Consider the following 14,817-nt stretch of genomic DNA (forward strand, 5'->3'; position numbering starts at 1 on the left):
GTGGGTTCGAGTGAGAGGTGTCTAGATGCCGAGCTCCCCGCGCAGCCTGCCCACATGCCCGCTCGCGGCCACGTTGTATTCGGCCAGTGAGACCACTCCGTCGCCGTCGACCACCACGGTGCTGCGCAGTGTGCCGGAGGACTTCCGGCCGTTGGATTCCTTTTCCCCATACGAGCCATAGGCGGTGGCCACGGCGAAATCGGGATCTGAAAGCAGTGGGAAGTTCAGTGATTCGGCCTCGGCGAACGAAGCCAGTGCAGGGCCTCGGTCCGGGGAAATTCCCAACACCTCGTACCCGGCGGCCCGCAGCGAATTCAGGTTGTCCCGGAAATCGCAGGCCTCGGTGGTGCAGCCGGGGGTGGCCGCCTTGGGATAGAAGTACACGACGACGTTCTTGCCCGCGTAGTCGCCCAGCGAGACCTGCCGGCCGGTGGCGTCGGCCAAGGTGAATTGCGGTGCGCGCCGCCCAACGGCCAGCGGCGATGAAAGTTCAGACACAAGCGACTCCATTCGTTTCCACATCCTGATAATTCAATTTCATACTATTGCTTGTGTGGCGGACCAACAAGGGGTGAGCGGGGGTGAAAACCGCGCATTGCACACCCGTCGGGGCGCCGATCGGGCCCGCATACCGCGCGGGATGTACGCGGGGGGCAAAAAGTCAGTCCTGGGGAGGGTCAAACCGTGGGGCATCGAGGGTAGAGTGACCAATGCCCGGCTGAAAAGTGCCGCGTTGCCGCCCCGGCTGGGCCACTGGACCACGGTGGTTGCGCGGGGCAAAAACCATGAGGAAACCCACCCGATGCTCTTAAAGCTCATACTTCGACATTCGAAACCCTACAAGTGGTGGATCGCCGCCGTGCTGTTCTTCCAGCTCGCCACCACGATCGCCACCCTGTTCCTGCCCAGCCTCAACGCCCGGATCATCGACACCGGCGTGGTCAAGGGCGACACCGACTTCATCTGGCGCACCGGCGGCGTGATGCTGGCCGTCGCCTTCGTCCAGGTGCTCACCGCGATTGCCGCGGTGTACTTCGGCGCGAAGACCGCCATGGCCATCGGCCGCGACCTGCGCCATTCCGTCTTTGACGCCGTCACCGGGTTCTCCGCCCAGGACGTGAACAAGTTCGGCGCCGCAACGCTGATCACCCGCGGCACCAACGACGTGCAGCAGGTGCAGATGCTGGTGCTGATGGGCCTGAACTTCATGGTTTCCGCCCCCATCATGTGCATCGGCGGCATCATCATGGCGCTGCGCGAGGACGTCGGCCTGTCCTGGCTGGTTTGGGTCTCCGTGCCCGTCCTGCTGGTGGTCGTCGGCGTCCTGGTCATCTTCCTGATGCCGCTCTTCCGCCAGATGCAGGACCGCATCGACGGGATCAACGGGGTGCTGCGCGAGCAGATCACCGGCATCCGCGTGGTGCGTGCCTTCGTGCGCGAACCCCACGAGACCGAGCGCTTCGAGGAGGCCAACGCCAAGCTCACCCGCGTCGGCGTGAAAGTCGGCAACCTCTTCGTGTTGATGTTCCCGCTGATCGGCATGATCCTGCACATCGCCACCGCCTCCGTGCTGTGGTTCGGCGGACACCGCGTGGAGACGGGCGAAATGCAGGTCGGCGCGCTGACCGCCTTCCTGCAGTACCTGCTGCAGATCCTCATCGCGGTGATGATGGGAACCTTCATGGCCATGATGATTCCCCGTGCCATCGTCTGCGCCGAGCGCATCGACGAGGTCACCACCATGACCCCGTCGCTCACCGACCAGCACGAGCACGTCACCGAGATGGACGCCCCCGGAACCATCGAGTTCCGCAACGTCACCTTCGGCTACCCCGGTGCCGAGGCGCCGGTGCTCAACAACATCTCCTTCACCGCCCGCCGCGGCGAAACCACCGCCATCGTCGGGTCCACCGGCTCGGGCAAGTCCACGCTGCTGAACCTGATCCCGCGGCTCTACGACGCGAGGGAAGGCCAGGTGCTGGTGGGCGGGGCCCCTGTCACCAAGCTGACCCGCGCGCAGATTTCCGCCTCGGTGGCCACCGTGCCGCAGCGCCCCTACCTCTTCTCCGGAACCGTGGCCTCCAACCTGCGCTTCGGCGCGGAGCACGCCGGCGACGAGGAGCTGTGGGACGCCCTGCGCACCGCGCAGGCCGAGGACTTCGTCGCAGCACGCGAGGACGGCCTGAACGGGAAGATCTCCCAGGGCGGCACCAACGTCTCCGGAGGGCAGCGCCAGCGCCTGTGCATCGCCCGGGCCCTGGCCGCGAAACCCGAGGTCTACCTCTTTGACGATTCCTTCTCCGCCCTCGACGTGGCAACCGACGCGCACCTGCGGGCCGCGCTGAAGGAACCCACCAAGGATGCGGCGGTCATCATCGTCGCCCAACGCATCTCCACAATCACCGCGGCCGACCAGATCCTGGTCCTGGACCACGGCGAGATCGTGGCCCGCGGAACGCACGAGGAACTCCTGGAATCCTCGGAAACCTACCAGGAAATCGTGACCAGCCAGCTGGCAGTGGAGGAGGTGGCCTAAATGGCAAAACGTACCAAGAAGGAAACGACAGCGGTCGTGGAACCAACCGACGAGATCGACGAGTTCGACACCGCCGGAGCCTCCGACATGTTCGGGGACTCGATGCCGGTCCGCAAGGCCAAGCACTTCTGGCCCTCGGCCAAGCGCCTGGTGGGGCTGCTGGCCCCGCAAAAACTCGGCATGACCGTGGTCCTGCTGCTGGCGGCCGCCGGCGTGGTGCTTTCGGTGATCGCACCGAAGATCCTGGGCCAGGCCATGGACGTGATCTTCGCCGGCGCCATTGGCGGGAACATGCCCGCCAACGTCCCGGTGGAGCAGGTCATTGAGGGGCTGCGCGCCTCCGGGCAGAACGACCTGGCCGAGATGATGTCCAAGATGAACCTCATCCCCGGCGTCGGCATCGACTTCCCGCTGCTGAGCCGCTACATCCTCATCGTGCTAGCCATGTACTTCGTGGCCTCGCTGTTCATGTGGGCCTCGGGCTGGTTGCTGAACCGCCTGGTCATGAAGGTCGTCTACGGCCTGCGCCGCGACGTGGAGCACAAGCTCAACCGGCTGCCGCTGAACTACTTCGACACCCGCCAGCGCGGGGATCTGCTTTCGCGGGTCACCAACGACGTGGACAACATCCAGAACGCGCTGCAGCAGGCGATCAGCCAGCTGGTTCAATCCCTGCTGACCGTCATCGGCATCATCATCATGATGTTCATCATCTCCTGGCAGATGGCGCTCATTGCGCTCATCGCACTGCCGCTGTCCGCGGTCGCCGCGGGCGTCATCGGCTCCCGCGCGCAGGGATTGTTCACCGCGCAGTGGAAGAACACCGGCGCGCTGAACGGGCAGATCGAGGAATCCTTCTCCGGCCACGACCTGATGAAGGTCTTTGGGCGCGAGCAGGACATGTTGGACCGCTTCCACGAAAAGAACGAGGAGCTCTACAAGGCCTCCTTCGGCGCCCAGTTCGTCTCCGGCATGATCTTCCCGGTCATGAACTTCATCTCCTACCTGGCCTACGTCGGCATCGCCGTCGTCGGCGGGCTGCGCGTGGCCTCGGGACAAATGTCCCTGGGCGACGCGACCGCGTTCATCCAGTACTCGCGCGAGTTCACCCAGCCGCTGGGGCAGATGGCCGGCATGGCCAACATGCTCCAGTCCGGCGTGGCCTCCGCGGAGCGCACCTTCGAGCTGCTGGATGCCGACGAGCAGGACGAGGACACCGTCACCGCGTCGCTTCCGGCGCGCACCGACGGCCACGTCGAGTTCGAGCACGTCACCTTCTCCTACTCGGAAGACAAGCCGCTCATCGAGGACCTGTCCTTCGAGGCGCACCCCGGGCACACCGTGGCCATCGTCGGACCCACCGGCGCGGGCAAGACCACGCTGGTGAACCTGGTCATGCGCTTCTACGAGCTGGATTCCGGGCGCATCACCCTGGACGGGGTGGACGTGACCCAGATCAGCCGCGCCGACCTGCGCTCCAAGGTCGGCATGGTGCTGCAGGACGCGTGGCTCTTCGGCGGCTCCATCCTGGAGAACATCCGCTACGGGCGCCTGGAGGCCACCGACGAGGAAGTCATCGAGGCGGCCAAGGCCACCTTCGTCGACCGGTTCGTCCGCGCCCTGCCCGAGGGCTACGAGACGGTCATCGACGAGGAAGGCACCAACGTGTCGGCTGGCGAGAAGCAGCTGATCACGATCGCGCGCGCGTTCGTGGCCAACCCGTCGCTGCTGATCCTGGACGAGGCGACCTCCTCGGTGGACACCCGCACCGAGCTGCTGGTGCAGAAGGCCATGGCCGCGCTGCGCAGCGACCGGACCAGCTTCGTGATCGCGCACCGCCTGTCCACCATCCGCGATGCCGACACCATCCTGGTGATGGAAGAGGGCCGGATCGTGGAACAGGGCAACCACGAGGTGCTGCTCGCGGCCCGCGGTGCGTATTACCGGCTGTACCAGTCGCAGTTCGCCGGCCCGGCCGAGGCTCTCGACGCGGAAGCCGCCCCCGGCGGGGCCCCGGTGCTGGAGGGCATCGAGCCCGGTGCGGACGAGACCCGGCTGGAGTCCCACGGCTAGCACCCGTCGGCTCGTTGGTGGCCCCAGGCGCGATGGATTCACTATCCCTTGCACCCGGGGCCACCTGCGTTTGGTCTTGGACGCCACTTCCGGGTCCGCGACCGGCCACACAATGATTGATCGGGCCTTGGCCGCGGAACCGCCCTTGCTATCACTTTGGACGAAAGTGATAGTAACGACCAGCCTTGCTATCACTTTCTCCCGGCGAGATCGTGGCGCGGGCGATGGGCTAGGGTTGAAGAAGTGACTGTTCGAACCGGCTCCGCCCCGCTGCAAACCCCGCGCAATGCCCCGTCCGTGAAGGCCCCGCAGGGTGACGGGCGCGGATCGTCGATGGGGTTCCGGGAGGACATCCAGGGGTTGCGCGCGATCGCCGTGCTGATGGTGATCGTCCACCACCTGCGCCCCGGCGCGCTGAGCGGCGGATTCATCGGCGTCGACATGTTCTTTGTGATTTCCGGGTACCTGATCACCGCGCACCTGTTCCGGGAAATGCGCGCCACCGGAACCATCAAGCTGGCAACGTTCTGGGCCAGGCGCATCCGCCGGCTGCTGCCGCTGGCCTTCACGGTGCTGCTGGTCAGTGCCGGGATGGTGTATTTCTTCATCCCCGCCACCGAGCACGGCACGATGTTCAAGCACATTGCCGCCGCCGGCCTCTACGTGGAGAACTGGGCGCTGGTTCTGGACGCCACCGATTACACCGCCGCCGGGCAGATGGCCACCGCAGTGCAGCACTACTGGTCGCTCTCGGTGGAGGAACAGTTCTACCTCGCCTGGCCGCTGCTGCTCTTGGGCGGCGCGTTCATCGCCGGGCGGCTGGTGCCCCGATTCGGGCCACGGGCCGGCCTCGGGAGGCACGCCTTCGCCGGGCCCGGCACCCGGCAGCTATTCCTGGGCGTCATCGGCACGATCACGGTGCTTTCCTTCGCCTACGGGCTCTGGGTCACCGCCGCCAGTCCGCAGGCGGCCTACTTCGACACCGCCGGACGGGCCTGGCAATTCGCCGCCGGCGGCATCGTGGCGCTGCTCTGTGTGAAGAGCGGGGTCGGCGGTGCGCTTGGTGCACTGCTCGGGTGGGGAGGCCTGGCCGCCCTGCTGGCCGGCGCGGTGCTGATCCCCACCGAGACCCGCTTCCCTGGCACCATGGGCCTGGTCCCGGTGCTCGGCACCGCCGCGGTGCTGGCGGCCGCCGGCACCGAAAGGCCCGGGCTGCGCGTCTTCTCTCACTCCACCTGGCTGTCGATCCGGCCCGTGCGCTGGGTCGGGGACATCAGCTATGGCGCGTACCTGTGGCACTGGCCGCTGATCATCGTCGCCCCGTTTGTGCTGCACACCGAACCCAAGTGGTACCACGAGGCCGGCATCCTGGCGCTGACCCTGGCCCTGGCTTGGGTCTCGCAGAAGCTCATCGAGGACCCGCTGCGCTTCGGGGCATGGCTCAAGCCGCTGCGCCACGCGTACATTTTCGCCCTCGCCGGGATGCTGGTGCTGGCCTCCCTGGCCTGGGCCGGAACCGTCGCCTCCGCGCAAAGTTCCAACCTGCCCCGGATGGACACCAACTCGAAGTGCTATGGCGCCGGCACCATGGAACACCCTGCCGACTGCCTGCCGGTGGCCTCGGACTTCGCCCCCTACCCCTCGGCGGTCGCGGTGTCCCAGCAGGTGCGTGCCCCCCTGTTCCCGGGTTGCGAGACCGACACGCTGCAGGTGGGCGAATCCAGCTGCCGGCTGGGCAACACCGCCAACCCAACGCTGCGCGTGGCCGTGGTGGGGGACTCGCACGCCTCGGCCTGGCTGCCGGCCCTGGCGGCCATTGCCAAGGCGCGCGACTGGGAACTGGTCACGCACATCCGCTCCGGCTGCTCGCCCTCGGTGGCCGCGCTCAAGGATGCCCAAAAGCTCAGCGGCGCGGCCGAACGCCTGTGCACCGAATCGGTGCGCGCGCTGGGACCGGGTCTCGCCGCGGATCCGGGCATCGACGCGGTCATCGTCGCCGCGCAGGGCAACAAGCGCAGCTGGATCTCCTCCCCGGGCTACGAGTTCAAGGATCCGGCCACCGAGGGCTTCACCAGACTCTGGAAGCAATGGACCGACGCCGGCAAGACCGTCGCGGTGATCGGCGAGGTGCCGCGGCTGGGCAACAAGAACGTGCCCACCTGCGTGGCCTCGAACCCCGGTGACCCGCTGGCCTGCTCGGTGACCCGCAAGCAGGGCCTGTCGATCCGGCACAACCTGCAAAGGGCGCTGGTAGCCGACACGGCCCCGGCCGGCATCGTGCGCGCGGACCTGACCGATTCGATCTGCTCGGAGGAAACCTGCTTCGCCGTCATCGGCTCGCTGATCACCTACTACGACCAATCCCACCTCTCCCACGACTTCTCCGCCTCGCTGGCACCCCGGCTGGCCGGCGAACTGGAGAAGAACCCCGTCTTCGCCACCGGCAGGTAGGCACGGCGGGCGGCGGATGCCCCGGGGATGGGCCACCGGACCCGGTGACGTCAAGCCGCCTGCCGGTGAGAAAGCCAACGTGCGCTTCGGCGGGAATCGTCCGCGCCGCCGCATAAGCTATTGCCCATGCCTGCATCCGTGAAAGCCCCCCGCCTGCCCGCCTTCAAGGAACCGGCCACCACCGGCTCGGGGGACCTGACGGGGCTGGATCTGGATGGCCGCGCCGAGTCCCTGCTCTTCGAATCCGACGATGCCGACGGGGTGGACCTGGAGGACGCGGTCTTCACCGAATGCATCTTCCGCGCGGTCTCCCTGCAGGGCGCACCCATGGCGCGGGTGACATTCGGGGACTGCCGCATCGAGGAGGTCAACGCCCCGGTGCTCGAGGCCCCGGACTCCGGCTGGTGGAACACCGCGGTCATCGGCGGGCGCATCGGATCGGCGGAACTCTACGGCTCCACCTTCCGCTCGGTGAAGTTCGAACGCGCCAAGCTCGGCTACCTGAACCTGCGCCGCGCGAAGATCAAGGACGTCGAATTCCGCGATGTGCACATCGACGAGCTCGACGCCGGGGGAGCGAACCTGGAGCGGGTCACCTTCATCGACTGCACCATCGACACCCTGGCGCTGAACGGCGCCAAGCTCAAGGACGTGGATTTGCGCGGCGCGCGGCTGCGCACGCTCTCGGGCATCTCCGCGCTCAAGGGCGCCACGGTCAGCTTCGAGCAGCTCATGGACCTGGCCCCGATCCTGGCAAACGAGCTGGGCCTGCGGGTCCAGTAGCTCCGCCGCGGGGCGGCGCACACGCCGGGGTGCCCAAGGTCGATAGGGTGGAAACCATGCACCAGCCGCCCGTCCCGTACCCATTCGCCCCACCGCCGAAAAAGCGGCAACCGGTCTTCGACGCCGGACCCCTGCGGCGCGGGGACCTGGTGGTGGTGGGCATCTACCTGGCGCTGTTCGTCTTCGGCGCCGCCGGGCTGCTGGCCCTGGTCCCGGGGTTCATCGAGGCCTTCCAGGACCAGGAATCCGCGCTGTTCGGGGTGAACCTGATCATGTACGTGGTGGTGTTCACCGGCGCGATCATCATGGGCTTCGAGACGCTGCGCAGCTCGTTTGCCACCTTCAAGTACCACCCGTGGGCCAAGGCCCTGATGGTGCCCGGCGGCTGGCTGGGGTCCCTGATCGTCAGCGCCATCGTGCTGGTGTCAATGGGCAACCCGGTCAAGAGCGAAAACCAGCTGGCCCTGGAGGGCATGACACGCGCGGTCCCGTTCATCACGATGTTCGTGGTCACCGCGATCCTGGGCCCGTTCGTGGAGGAATACATCTTCCGCCACCTGCTCATCGGCAAGCTCAGCCGCCGGCTCAACGTGTGGGTCTGCGTGGCGATCTCGGTGGTGCTTTTCACTGCGCTGCACTTCATCGGCTCCGGGTCCTTCGATGTGACCAGCGCGATTCCGTACACGACTTTGGGCATCATGATGTCGGTGGCCTATGTGCTCACCGGCAAGTCGTTGGCGTATTCCTACGTGCTGCACGTGTTCAACAACGCGGTGGCGCTGTCCCTGTCCTATACTCTGCTGCCGCTGATCCAGCAGTAGCCGCCCGGATCCACCCGGCTCCCCGGAGCCAGCCACGAAGAGGAACGGCAAGCGCACGTGAGCAACGACCCCGGCCGGGGTGGACCTTGGCACGGCCACATCCACGGCAGCGACGGCTACCGCCGCATGATCCTGGCGCTCTTCGCCGCCGGGGTCGCCACCTTCTCCCAGCTGTATTCGGTGCAGGGGGTGCTGCCGGAGCTGGCCCGGGACCTGGCGGTGTCCGAGGCCGACGCGGCGCTGGCGGTCTCCGCCGCGACCCTGGGCCTGGCCGCCTCGGTGCTCTTCTGGTCGCTGCTGGCCGACCGCATGGGCCGGTTGCGCACCATGACCATCGCGGTGCTCGCGGCCGTGGTGCTGGGCCTCGCGGTCCCGTTCTCCCCGGGCTTCGAGGTGCTGCTGGCGTTGCGCTTCATCGAGGGCCTGGCCCTGGGCGGGATCCCCGCGGTCGCCCTGGCCTACCTCTCCGAGGAGGTTTCGCCGCTGCATTCGGCCGTTGCCGCCGGCACCTACATCTCCGGCACCACCCTGGGCGGGCTGGCCGGGCGGCTGGTGGCCGGTCCGCTGAGCGAGTTCGTTTCCTGGCGCCTGGGCACCCTGGTGGTCTCGATCATGGCGGCGATCGCCGCCGGCGTGTTCATCGCGGTGGCGCCCAAGCCGCGCGGCTTCACCCCGGTGCCCTGGCGCAGCCCGAACCGCATACCCCTGTGGAAAAAGCTGTGGATGAACCTGCGCAAGGGGCAGTTGCTGGTGCTCTACGCACAGGGGTTCCTGCTCATGGGAGGCTTCGTGGCCGTCTACAACTACCTGGGATTCCGGCTCGAGGCCGCCCCGTTCCTGATCCCCGCCTCGCTGGCCTCGCTGGTGTTCATCGCGTACCTCTCGGGCACGTGGTCCTCGAGGCAATCCGGTGCGATGGTGGCCCGCTTCGGGCGGCTGCCGGTGCTGCTGGCCTCCATCGGGTTGATGGCCGCCGGGCTGGCGGTGACGCTGGCCGACTACCTGCCCGCGATCATTGCCGGGCTGCTGGTGTTCACCGCAGGGTTCTTTGCCGCGCACTCGGTGGCCAGCGGGTGGATCCCGATGCTGGGTGTCGGGGGCCGGGCGCAGGCCGCGAGCCTGTACAACCTGGCCTACTACTCCGGGTCCTCGATCTTTGGCTGGGCCATCGGGCTGGCGTTCAAGGCCGGGGACTGGCCGGGGCTGGTGGTCTCGGTGGTGTCCCTGCTGGTGCTGGCGGCGCTGCTGGCCCTGGGCGGGTTGCATCGGCACCCCTAGGCTTGCGGGGCAAGCTGGCCCGAGGACGGGTTTTCCCGGCGAGTCCGTGCAAATCGTGATGGCTCCGGCGGCGCCACCCGTTATGCTGAAGAAGTTCTCTGTATACCCATATTGAGAAGTAACAACGAAGAGATTGGAAGTGGACCACATGCGTGGAAGCAACCTTGTATGGACAATCGTAGGCGTTCTCGTCGCCGTTGCCTTGGTAATCTGGATCGCTTCTGCGATCTAGGGCATCGTCTCTGAGTAGTTAACGGCAAGCCCCGTCCGGCAATGGACGGGGCTTGCTGCATCCGGGGGAAAGCGCAGGGGCTGCCTCCGTCCTTCCGGGCAGGCCCCGGGGCACGATCGGTGCAGGGGGGCCGGGATTCGTGACGTGACGCCCGCGGCCGGCCGGATTGCGCGCATCTAGAGCAGCTGGATGAGCTGGGCCTTGTAGGCCTCGAACGCGGCGACGCCCCGGGCGGTGACGCCGACATAGGTGGCGGGGCTTCGGCCCTCGATGACCTTCTCCTGGGAGATGTATCCGGCGTCCTCCAGCTTGCGCAGGTGCGTCGAAAGGTTGCCCGCGGTCATCGTCAGGATTTCGCGCAGCTTGGGAAACGCCATGGATTCCTTCGGCCCCAGGGTGTTCAGCGCCGACATGACCCGCAACCGGGCATCCGCGTGGATGAGTGGATCCAACTCGGCCATGGCTACTTCGCCCCCGGGGAGGAAGCGCGGCGGCGAACCAGGGCAAGGATGCCGGCGGCGAGGAAGAGAATCGGGCCGCCGATGGCGAAGATCGAGATGAAGGCCTGCGCCCCGGCGATGAGGCCTGCGGCGTTGAGCACCGTGAAGCAGGCGCCCAGAAGGAACATCGGGCGGTCGCCGAAGATCGCGGCGCCGGCCATGTACATGATGCCCACCACGAGGATGGCCACGGAATTGATCAGCCAGCCGGTGACCAGCTGGTCCGTGCCGGCCAGAAGCCGGGAGATGGCGATGGAGAACAGCGCGACGACCAGGAATCCTCCCATCCAGCTCATCCCGTAGGCCATGCCGGCGAATTTGGAATCCCCGCGGATCTCGGAGCCGGACCGGATTCCGGCCACCGCGGTGCAGAGGACGGCCTGGTTCATCGATGTCAGGGCGGCAGGGGGTCGAGTGCCGGTTCCGGTGTGGCTGGCTGGTTCGTGTTCATGGTGCGTTCCCTCCGGTGGTGGCGGTGGACCGCACGGCAAACCATGGTGCATCTGCAAATAGGTTTGTAACGCAAACCTATTTGCGTCAAGCCACATGGGAAAAATCCTTGGCACCCGTCCCGGACCGTGCCCCCGGTAGTCTGGAGTGGTGAAAGAAGCCGCCAAAAACCAGGTCACGGCCCCCGACTCCGCGCGTGGGCTGGGACGAACCATCCTGGCGCTGGCGGTTCCCGCGCTCGGCGCACTGATCGCCGAGCCGCTCTTCCTGCTGGCGGACATGGCCATCATCGGGCACCTGGGCATCAACGAGCTGGCCGGCGCCGGGCTGGGGACCACGGTCCTGCAGACCGCCGTGGGACTCATGGTGTTCCTGGCATACTCCACCACCCCCGCGGTGGCGCGGGCCATCGGTGCTGGAAACATGGGCAAGGCCATGGCCGCCGGGCGCGACGGGATCTGGCTTGCCGTCGGCCTGGGCGTGGTCCTGGCGCTGGCAGGGTTCTTCGGGGCCCCGACGCTGGCAGCCGCCATGGGCGCCGAGGGCGAGGTGCGCGGGTTCGCGGTGGACTACATCCAATATTCCACCTTCGGCATCCCCGCGATGCTGCTGGTGCTCGCCGCGACCGGGGTGCTGCGCGGCATGCAGGACACCAAGACCCCGCTGTACGTGGCCGGGTTCGGCTTCGCCGCCAACATCGCACTGAACTTCATCCTGGTCTACCCGCTGGGCATGTCCGTCGCCGGTGCCGCACTGGGCACATCGATCGCGCAGTGGGGGATGGCGGCGGTCTATCTGTGGATGCTGGTCCCGCGGATCCGCAAGGCCGGACAGTCGCTGGCGCCGCACGGGCGCGGGGTGCTGGGCACCGGGCAGGTCGGATCCTGGCTGATGCTGCGCACGCTGTCGCTGCGCCTGGCCCTGCTCGCCACGGTCTGGGTTGCCACCGGGCAGGGGGCGCTCACGCTTGCGGCGCACCAGCTGGTCTTCACCATCTTCACCTTCATGGCCTTCGCCCTGGATGCGCTGGCCATTGCCGCGCAGGCGCTCATCGGCAAGGAACTGGGCGCCGGGAATGCGGGCCGGACGAACCTGCTCACCAAGACCATGTGCCGCTGGGGCGTGTACTTCGGGGTGGCGACCGGCGCGGTGCTGGCTGTCATTGCCCCCTTTGTGGGTGCGCTGTTCACCTCGGATGACTCGGTGCGCCAGGCGACCATGGTCGGGGTCTGGATCCTCGCCGCGTCACAGCCGGTGTGTGGGCTCGTCTTCGTGCTGGACGGCGTGCTCATCGGCGCCGGGGATGCACGCTACCTGGCGGTCGCCGGCATGATCAACCTGGCCGCCTACCTGCCGATGCTGTTTATCGTCACGCTCTTCGAGCACCCCGGGGTCTCCGCCGTCGCCTGGATCTGGGTGGCCTTCGGGCTCGGGTTCATGCTGGCCCGCGCCGCAACCCTGTCCTGGCGGGTGCGCAACGACAAGTGGATGCGCCTGGGCGCCTAAGTCGCGGGACGCTTAGGCCCAGAGACTGCCGGGATCGGTGAACTGCTGGGCCATGGCGGTGCGGATGGAGCGCAGGTGCACGCGCATGGCCTCCTCCGCGGCCCGGGCATCCGCCGCGGCGATGGCGGCGTAGATGGCCTCGTGCTCGGCAAGCTCGGTGGGAGCACCCATGTAGTGCTGCAGCCCGGGGAGGACGTGATGGGCACGGGCGGTCTCGTCGAAGCAGCGCCGCAGGGAGTCTGCCAGGCGTGAATTGCGCGATGCATCCGCAATGGCCTGGTGGAAGTCCTGCGCCGCGTTCATGGCGCCCAGCGGGTCGGCGGCGGACAGCGCCTCCTGGGTGTCGAGCAGCTGGCGCAGCTTCACGGTGAGGTCCTGCGGCAGGAACCCTGCGGCGGCCGCCGCAGCGTGCGGTTCCAGGAGCATGCGCAGGTCCAGGGTCTCCTGCACGTCGTTCAGGCCCATGGTGCGCACCAGATAGCCCTTCTTCGGCAGCACCGTGAGCAGGCCCTGCGAGGTGAGCAGGCGCAGCGCCTCGCGGACCGGGGTCTTGGAGACGGAGTATTCCTCGGCCAGCCGCGGTTCGACCACGATGCTGCCCGGGGCGATCCGCCCGGAAAGGATGGCAGCGCGCAGCTTCACGACCAGGCGATCGGTGAGCGAGGGGCTCATCGGTTCAACTCCCCGGGATCAGGCGGGCTTCTTCCCCGCGTCACATTGGGCCGGATGCGTCCGCGGCCCTTGTGAAAGATACTACCTGCCTGTTAGAAATATCTTTCAGGGATTTTCATGGAGTTTTGAACGGATGAGTGTCACGGATGACCACTAACCCCGGGCTTCGCGCCGAGGAACAGAGAGCAGACAACCAACGCCTCACCCCTGCCGGGCGCCGGGCGGTCTTTGCCGCGGTGCTCGGCACGGTCATCGAATGGTACGACTACGCGCTCTACGGCGCCGCGGCCGGACTGGTCATCGCCCCGCTCTTCTTCTCCGACGCCGTGTCCTCGGCCGCCGCCATGATGGCCTTTGCCACGTTCGCGGTGGGTTTCGTCGCCCGCCCGCTGGGCGGTGTCATCGTCGGGCACATTGGCGACAGGCACGGCCGCCGCCCCGCCATGATGCTGACCATCATCCTCATGGGCGTGGCCACGGTGGGGGTGGGGCTGCTGCCCACCAGCGCCGCAATCGGGGCCGCCGCCCCGCTGCTGCTGGTCGTCCTGCGGCTGTTGCAGGGATTCGGCGCGGGAGCCGAGCTGGCCGGTGCCATGACCCTGGTGGCCGAGTTCGCCCCGCCCAAGCGCCGCGGCTTCTACACCTCGCTGGTGCTCGCCACCCCGCCGGCCGGCATCGCGCTGGCGACCTTCGCGTTCTTTGCCGTCTCCTCCCTGGGCACCGACGTGCTGCTGGGCTGGGCCTGGCGCGTCCCGTTCCTCGTGTCCGCGGTGCTCTTCGGCCTGGCCCTGTACATCCGCAACCGGCTCGAGGAAACCCCGGAGTACACCGCGGCCATCGAGAAGGCGGCGGCCGAGCGAACCAAGGCCCGCGCCCCGCTGCGCGACGTACTGGCCCGTGACTGGCGCCAGGTGCTCATCGGGTTCTTCGCCATCACCGGCCACAACGCCATGAACTACATCCTGGCCGTCTACGCGCTGAGCCTCATGACCTCCCCGCTGGTCGGCCTGGCCAAGCCCGACGCCCTGCTGGCCGTCACCCTGGGCTCGCTGGTCTCGGTCGCGCTGACCCCGGTGGGCGGCTGGCTCTCGGACAGGTTCGGGGCACCGAAGGTGCTGCTCTTCGGCTCGGTCATGGGTGCGGCGCTGGCCTACCCGATCTTCGGGCTGCTCACGGCCGGCAGCTTCGCGCCGGCCTTCACCGCGATCGCGCTGGGCTACGGGCTGGTCATCCCGGCCACCAGCGGCGCCCAGGGCGCCTTCCTCACCAACCTCTTCCCGGCCCGGCGCCGGCTCAGCGGCATCGGCGTGGCCCGCGAGACCAACGGCGCAGTGGTCGCCGGGCTCAGCCCTCTCATTGCCGCCGCCCTGGTCAGCGCCGCGGACGGCGGCACCCACCTGGCCGCCGGCTACCTGCTGGCCTGCTGCCTGCTCTCGGCGATCGCCGTCCTGCTCTCGATGAGGGTTCCCGCCAACGACTGACCAGCCCCCCGCCGGGGCCCATTGCCATCCCTCC

12 protein-coding genes are annotated in these 14,817 nt (G+C 67.7%); 8 read left to right on the forward strand and 4 right to left on the reverse strand.

Annotation, left to right across the window (positions count from 1 at the left end; translation table 11 throughout):
• Positions 1–21 precede the first annotated feature (21 nt).
• A complete protein-coding gene (bcp, locus tag J2T21_RS03600) occupies positions 22–510 on the reverse strand; it encodes a thioredoxin-dependent thiol peroxidase (RefSeq protein ID WP_307578589.1) in 489 nt (162 codons plus the stop codon).
• A gap of 292 nt (positions 511–802) precedes the next feature.
• Between bcp and J2T21_RS03605 the strand changes: the two genes are divergently transcribed.
• The 6 genes from J2T21_RS03605 to J2T21_RS03630 all read left to right on the forward strand — a co-directional run bounded on the left by J2T21_RS03605 (position 803) and on the right by J2T21_RS03630 (position 9,942).
• Positions 803–2,536: an ABC transporter ATP-binding protein gene (locus tag J2T21_RS03605; protein ID WP_307578591.1), complete on the forward strand. Its 1,734-nt coding sequence runs from the start codon at positions 803–805 to the stop codon at positions 2,534–2,536.
• A complete protein-coding gene (locus J2T21_RS03610) occupies positions 2,537–4,609 on the forward strand; it encodes an ABC transporter ATP-binding protein (protein WP_373457886.1) in 2,073 nt (690 codons plus the stop codon). It begins immediately after the preceding gene.
• A gap of 243 nt (positions 4,610–4,852) precedes the next feature.
• Positions 4,853–7,060 carry an acyltransferase family protein gene (locus tag J2T21_RS03615; RefSeq protein ID WP_307578593.1) on the forward strand — a complete coding sequence of 736 codons (2,208 nt, stop codon included), beginning with the start codon at positions 4,853–4,855 and terminating at the stop codon, positions 7,058–7,060.
• A 138-nt stretch (positions 7,061–7,198) separates the two neighbouring features.
• Entirely contained in the window at positions 7,199–7,843 is a 645-nt protein-coding gene (locus J2T21_RS03620) for a pentapeptide repeat-containing protein (protein ID WP_175475401.1), read from the forward strand.
• 56 nt (positions 7,844–7,899) lie between these two features.
• Complete coding sequence (locus J2T21_RS03625) at positions 7,900–8,664, forward strand: CPBP family intramembrane glutamic endopeptidase (RefSeq protein WP_307578602.1); 765 nt, start codon at positions 7,900–7,902, stop codon at positions 8,662–8,664.
• Between the two features lie 57 nt (positions 8,665–8,721).
• Positions 8,722–9,942 carry an MFS transporter gene (locus J2T21_RS03630; protein ID WP_307578605.1) on the forward strand — a complete coding sequence of 407 codons (1,221 nt, stop codon included), beginning with the start codon at positions 8,722–8,724 and terminating at the stop codon, positions 9,940–9,942.
• A gap of 408 nt (positions 9,943–10,350) precedes the next feature.
• Here the strand turns inward: J2T21_RS03630 and J2T21_RS03635 are convergent, their stop codons facing one another.
• Positions 10,351–10,635: a transcriptional regulator gene (locus tag J2T21_RS03635; RefSeq protein WP_307578607.1), complete on the reverse strand. Its 285-nt coding sequence runs from the start codon at positions 10,633–10,635 to the stop codon at positions 10,351–10,353.
• Positions 10,636–10,637: 2 nt separating this feature from the next.
• A complete protein-coding gene (locus tag J2T21_RS03640) occupies positions 10,638–11,063 on the reverse strand; it encodes a hypothetical protein (protein ID WP_071213736.1) in 426 nt (141 codons plus the stop codon).
• A 211-nt stretch (positions 11,064–11,274) separates the two neighbouring features.
• On the opposite strand from J2T21_RS03640, the gene J2T21_RS03645 reads away from it, so the two are divergent.
• Positions 11,275–12,630, forward strand: a complete 1,356-nt coding sequence (locus J2T21_RS03645) for an MATE family efflux transporter (protein WP_307578610.1) — start codon at positions 11,275–11,277, stop codon at positions 12,628–12,630.
• 12 nt (positions 12,631–12,642) lie between these two features.
• On the opposite strand, the gene J2T21_RS03650 is transcribed toward J2T21_RS03645, so the two are convergent.
• Entirely contained in the window at positions 12,643–13,302 is a 660-nt protein-coding gene (locus J2T21_RS03650) for a GntR family transcriptional regulator (RefSeq protein WP_307578612.1), read from the reverse strand.
• 146 nt (positions 13,303–13,448) lie between these two features.
• On the opposite strand from J2T21_RS03650, the gene J2T21_RS03655 reads away from it, so the two are divergent.
• On the forward strand, positions 13,449–14,783 hold the full coding sequence (locus J2T21_RS03655) for an MFS transporter (RefSeq protein ID WP_307578614.1): 1,335 nt from the start codon (positions 13,449–13,451) through the stop codon (positions 14,781–14,783).
• The last annotated feature ends 34 nt before the right edge of the window (positions 14,784–14,817 follow it).

This window comes from Paeniglutamicibacter psychrophenolicus (genome assembly GCF_030812255.1).
GTDB classification, from domain to species: Bacteria; Actinomycetota; Actinomycetes; order Actinomycetales; family Micrococcaceae; genus Paeniglutamicibacter; species Paeniglutamicibacter psychrophenolicus_A.

Bases quoted from the DNA above. Each gene is read 5' to 3' on its own strand.
- bcp (WP_307578589.1), bottom strand. From the start codon at position 510: ATGGAGTCGCTTGTGTCTGAACTTTCATCGCCGCTGGCCGTTGGGCGG.
- J2T21_RS03605 (WP_307578591.1), top strand. From the start codon at position 803: ATGCTCTTAAAGCTCATACTTCGACATTCGAAACCCTACAAGTGGTGG.
- J2T21_RS03610 (WP_373457886.1), top strand. From the start codon at position 2,537: ATGGCAAAACGTACCAAGAAGGAAACGACAGCGGTCGTGGAACCAACC.
- J2T21_RS03625 (WP_307578602.1), top strand. From the start codon at position 7,900: ATGCACCAGCCGCCCGTCCCGTACCCATTCGCCCCACCGCCGAAAAAG.
- J2T21_RS03635 (WP_307578607.1), bottom strand. From the start codon at position 10,635: ATGGCCGAGTTGGATCCACTCATCCACGCGGATGCCCGGTTGCGGGTC.
- J2T21_RS03640 (WP_071213736.1), bottom strand. From the start codon at position 11,063: ATGAACCAGGCCGTCCTCTGCACCGCGGTGGCCGGAATCCGGTCCGGC.
- J2T21_RS03650 (WP_307578612.1), bottom strand. From the start codon at position 13,302: ATGAGCCCCTCGCTCACCGATCGCCTGGTCGTGAAGCTGCGCGCTGCC.
- J2T21_RS03655 (WP_307578614.1), top strand. From the start codon at position 13,449: ATGACCACTAACCCCGGGCTTCGCGCCGAGGAACAGAGAGCAGACAAC.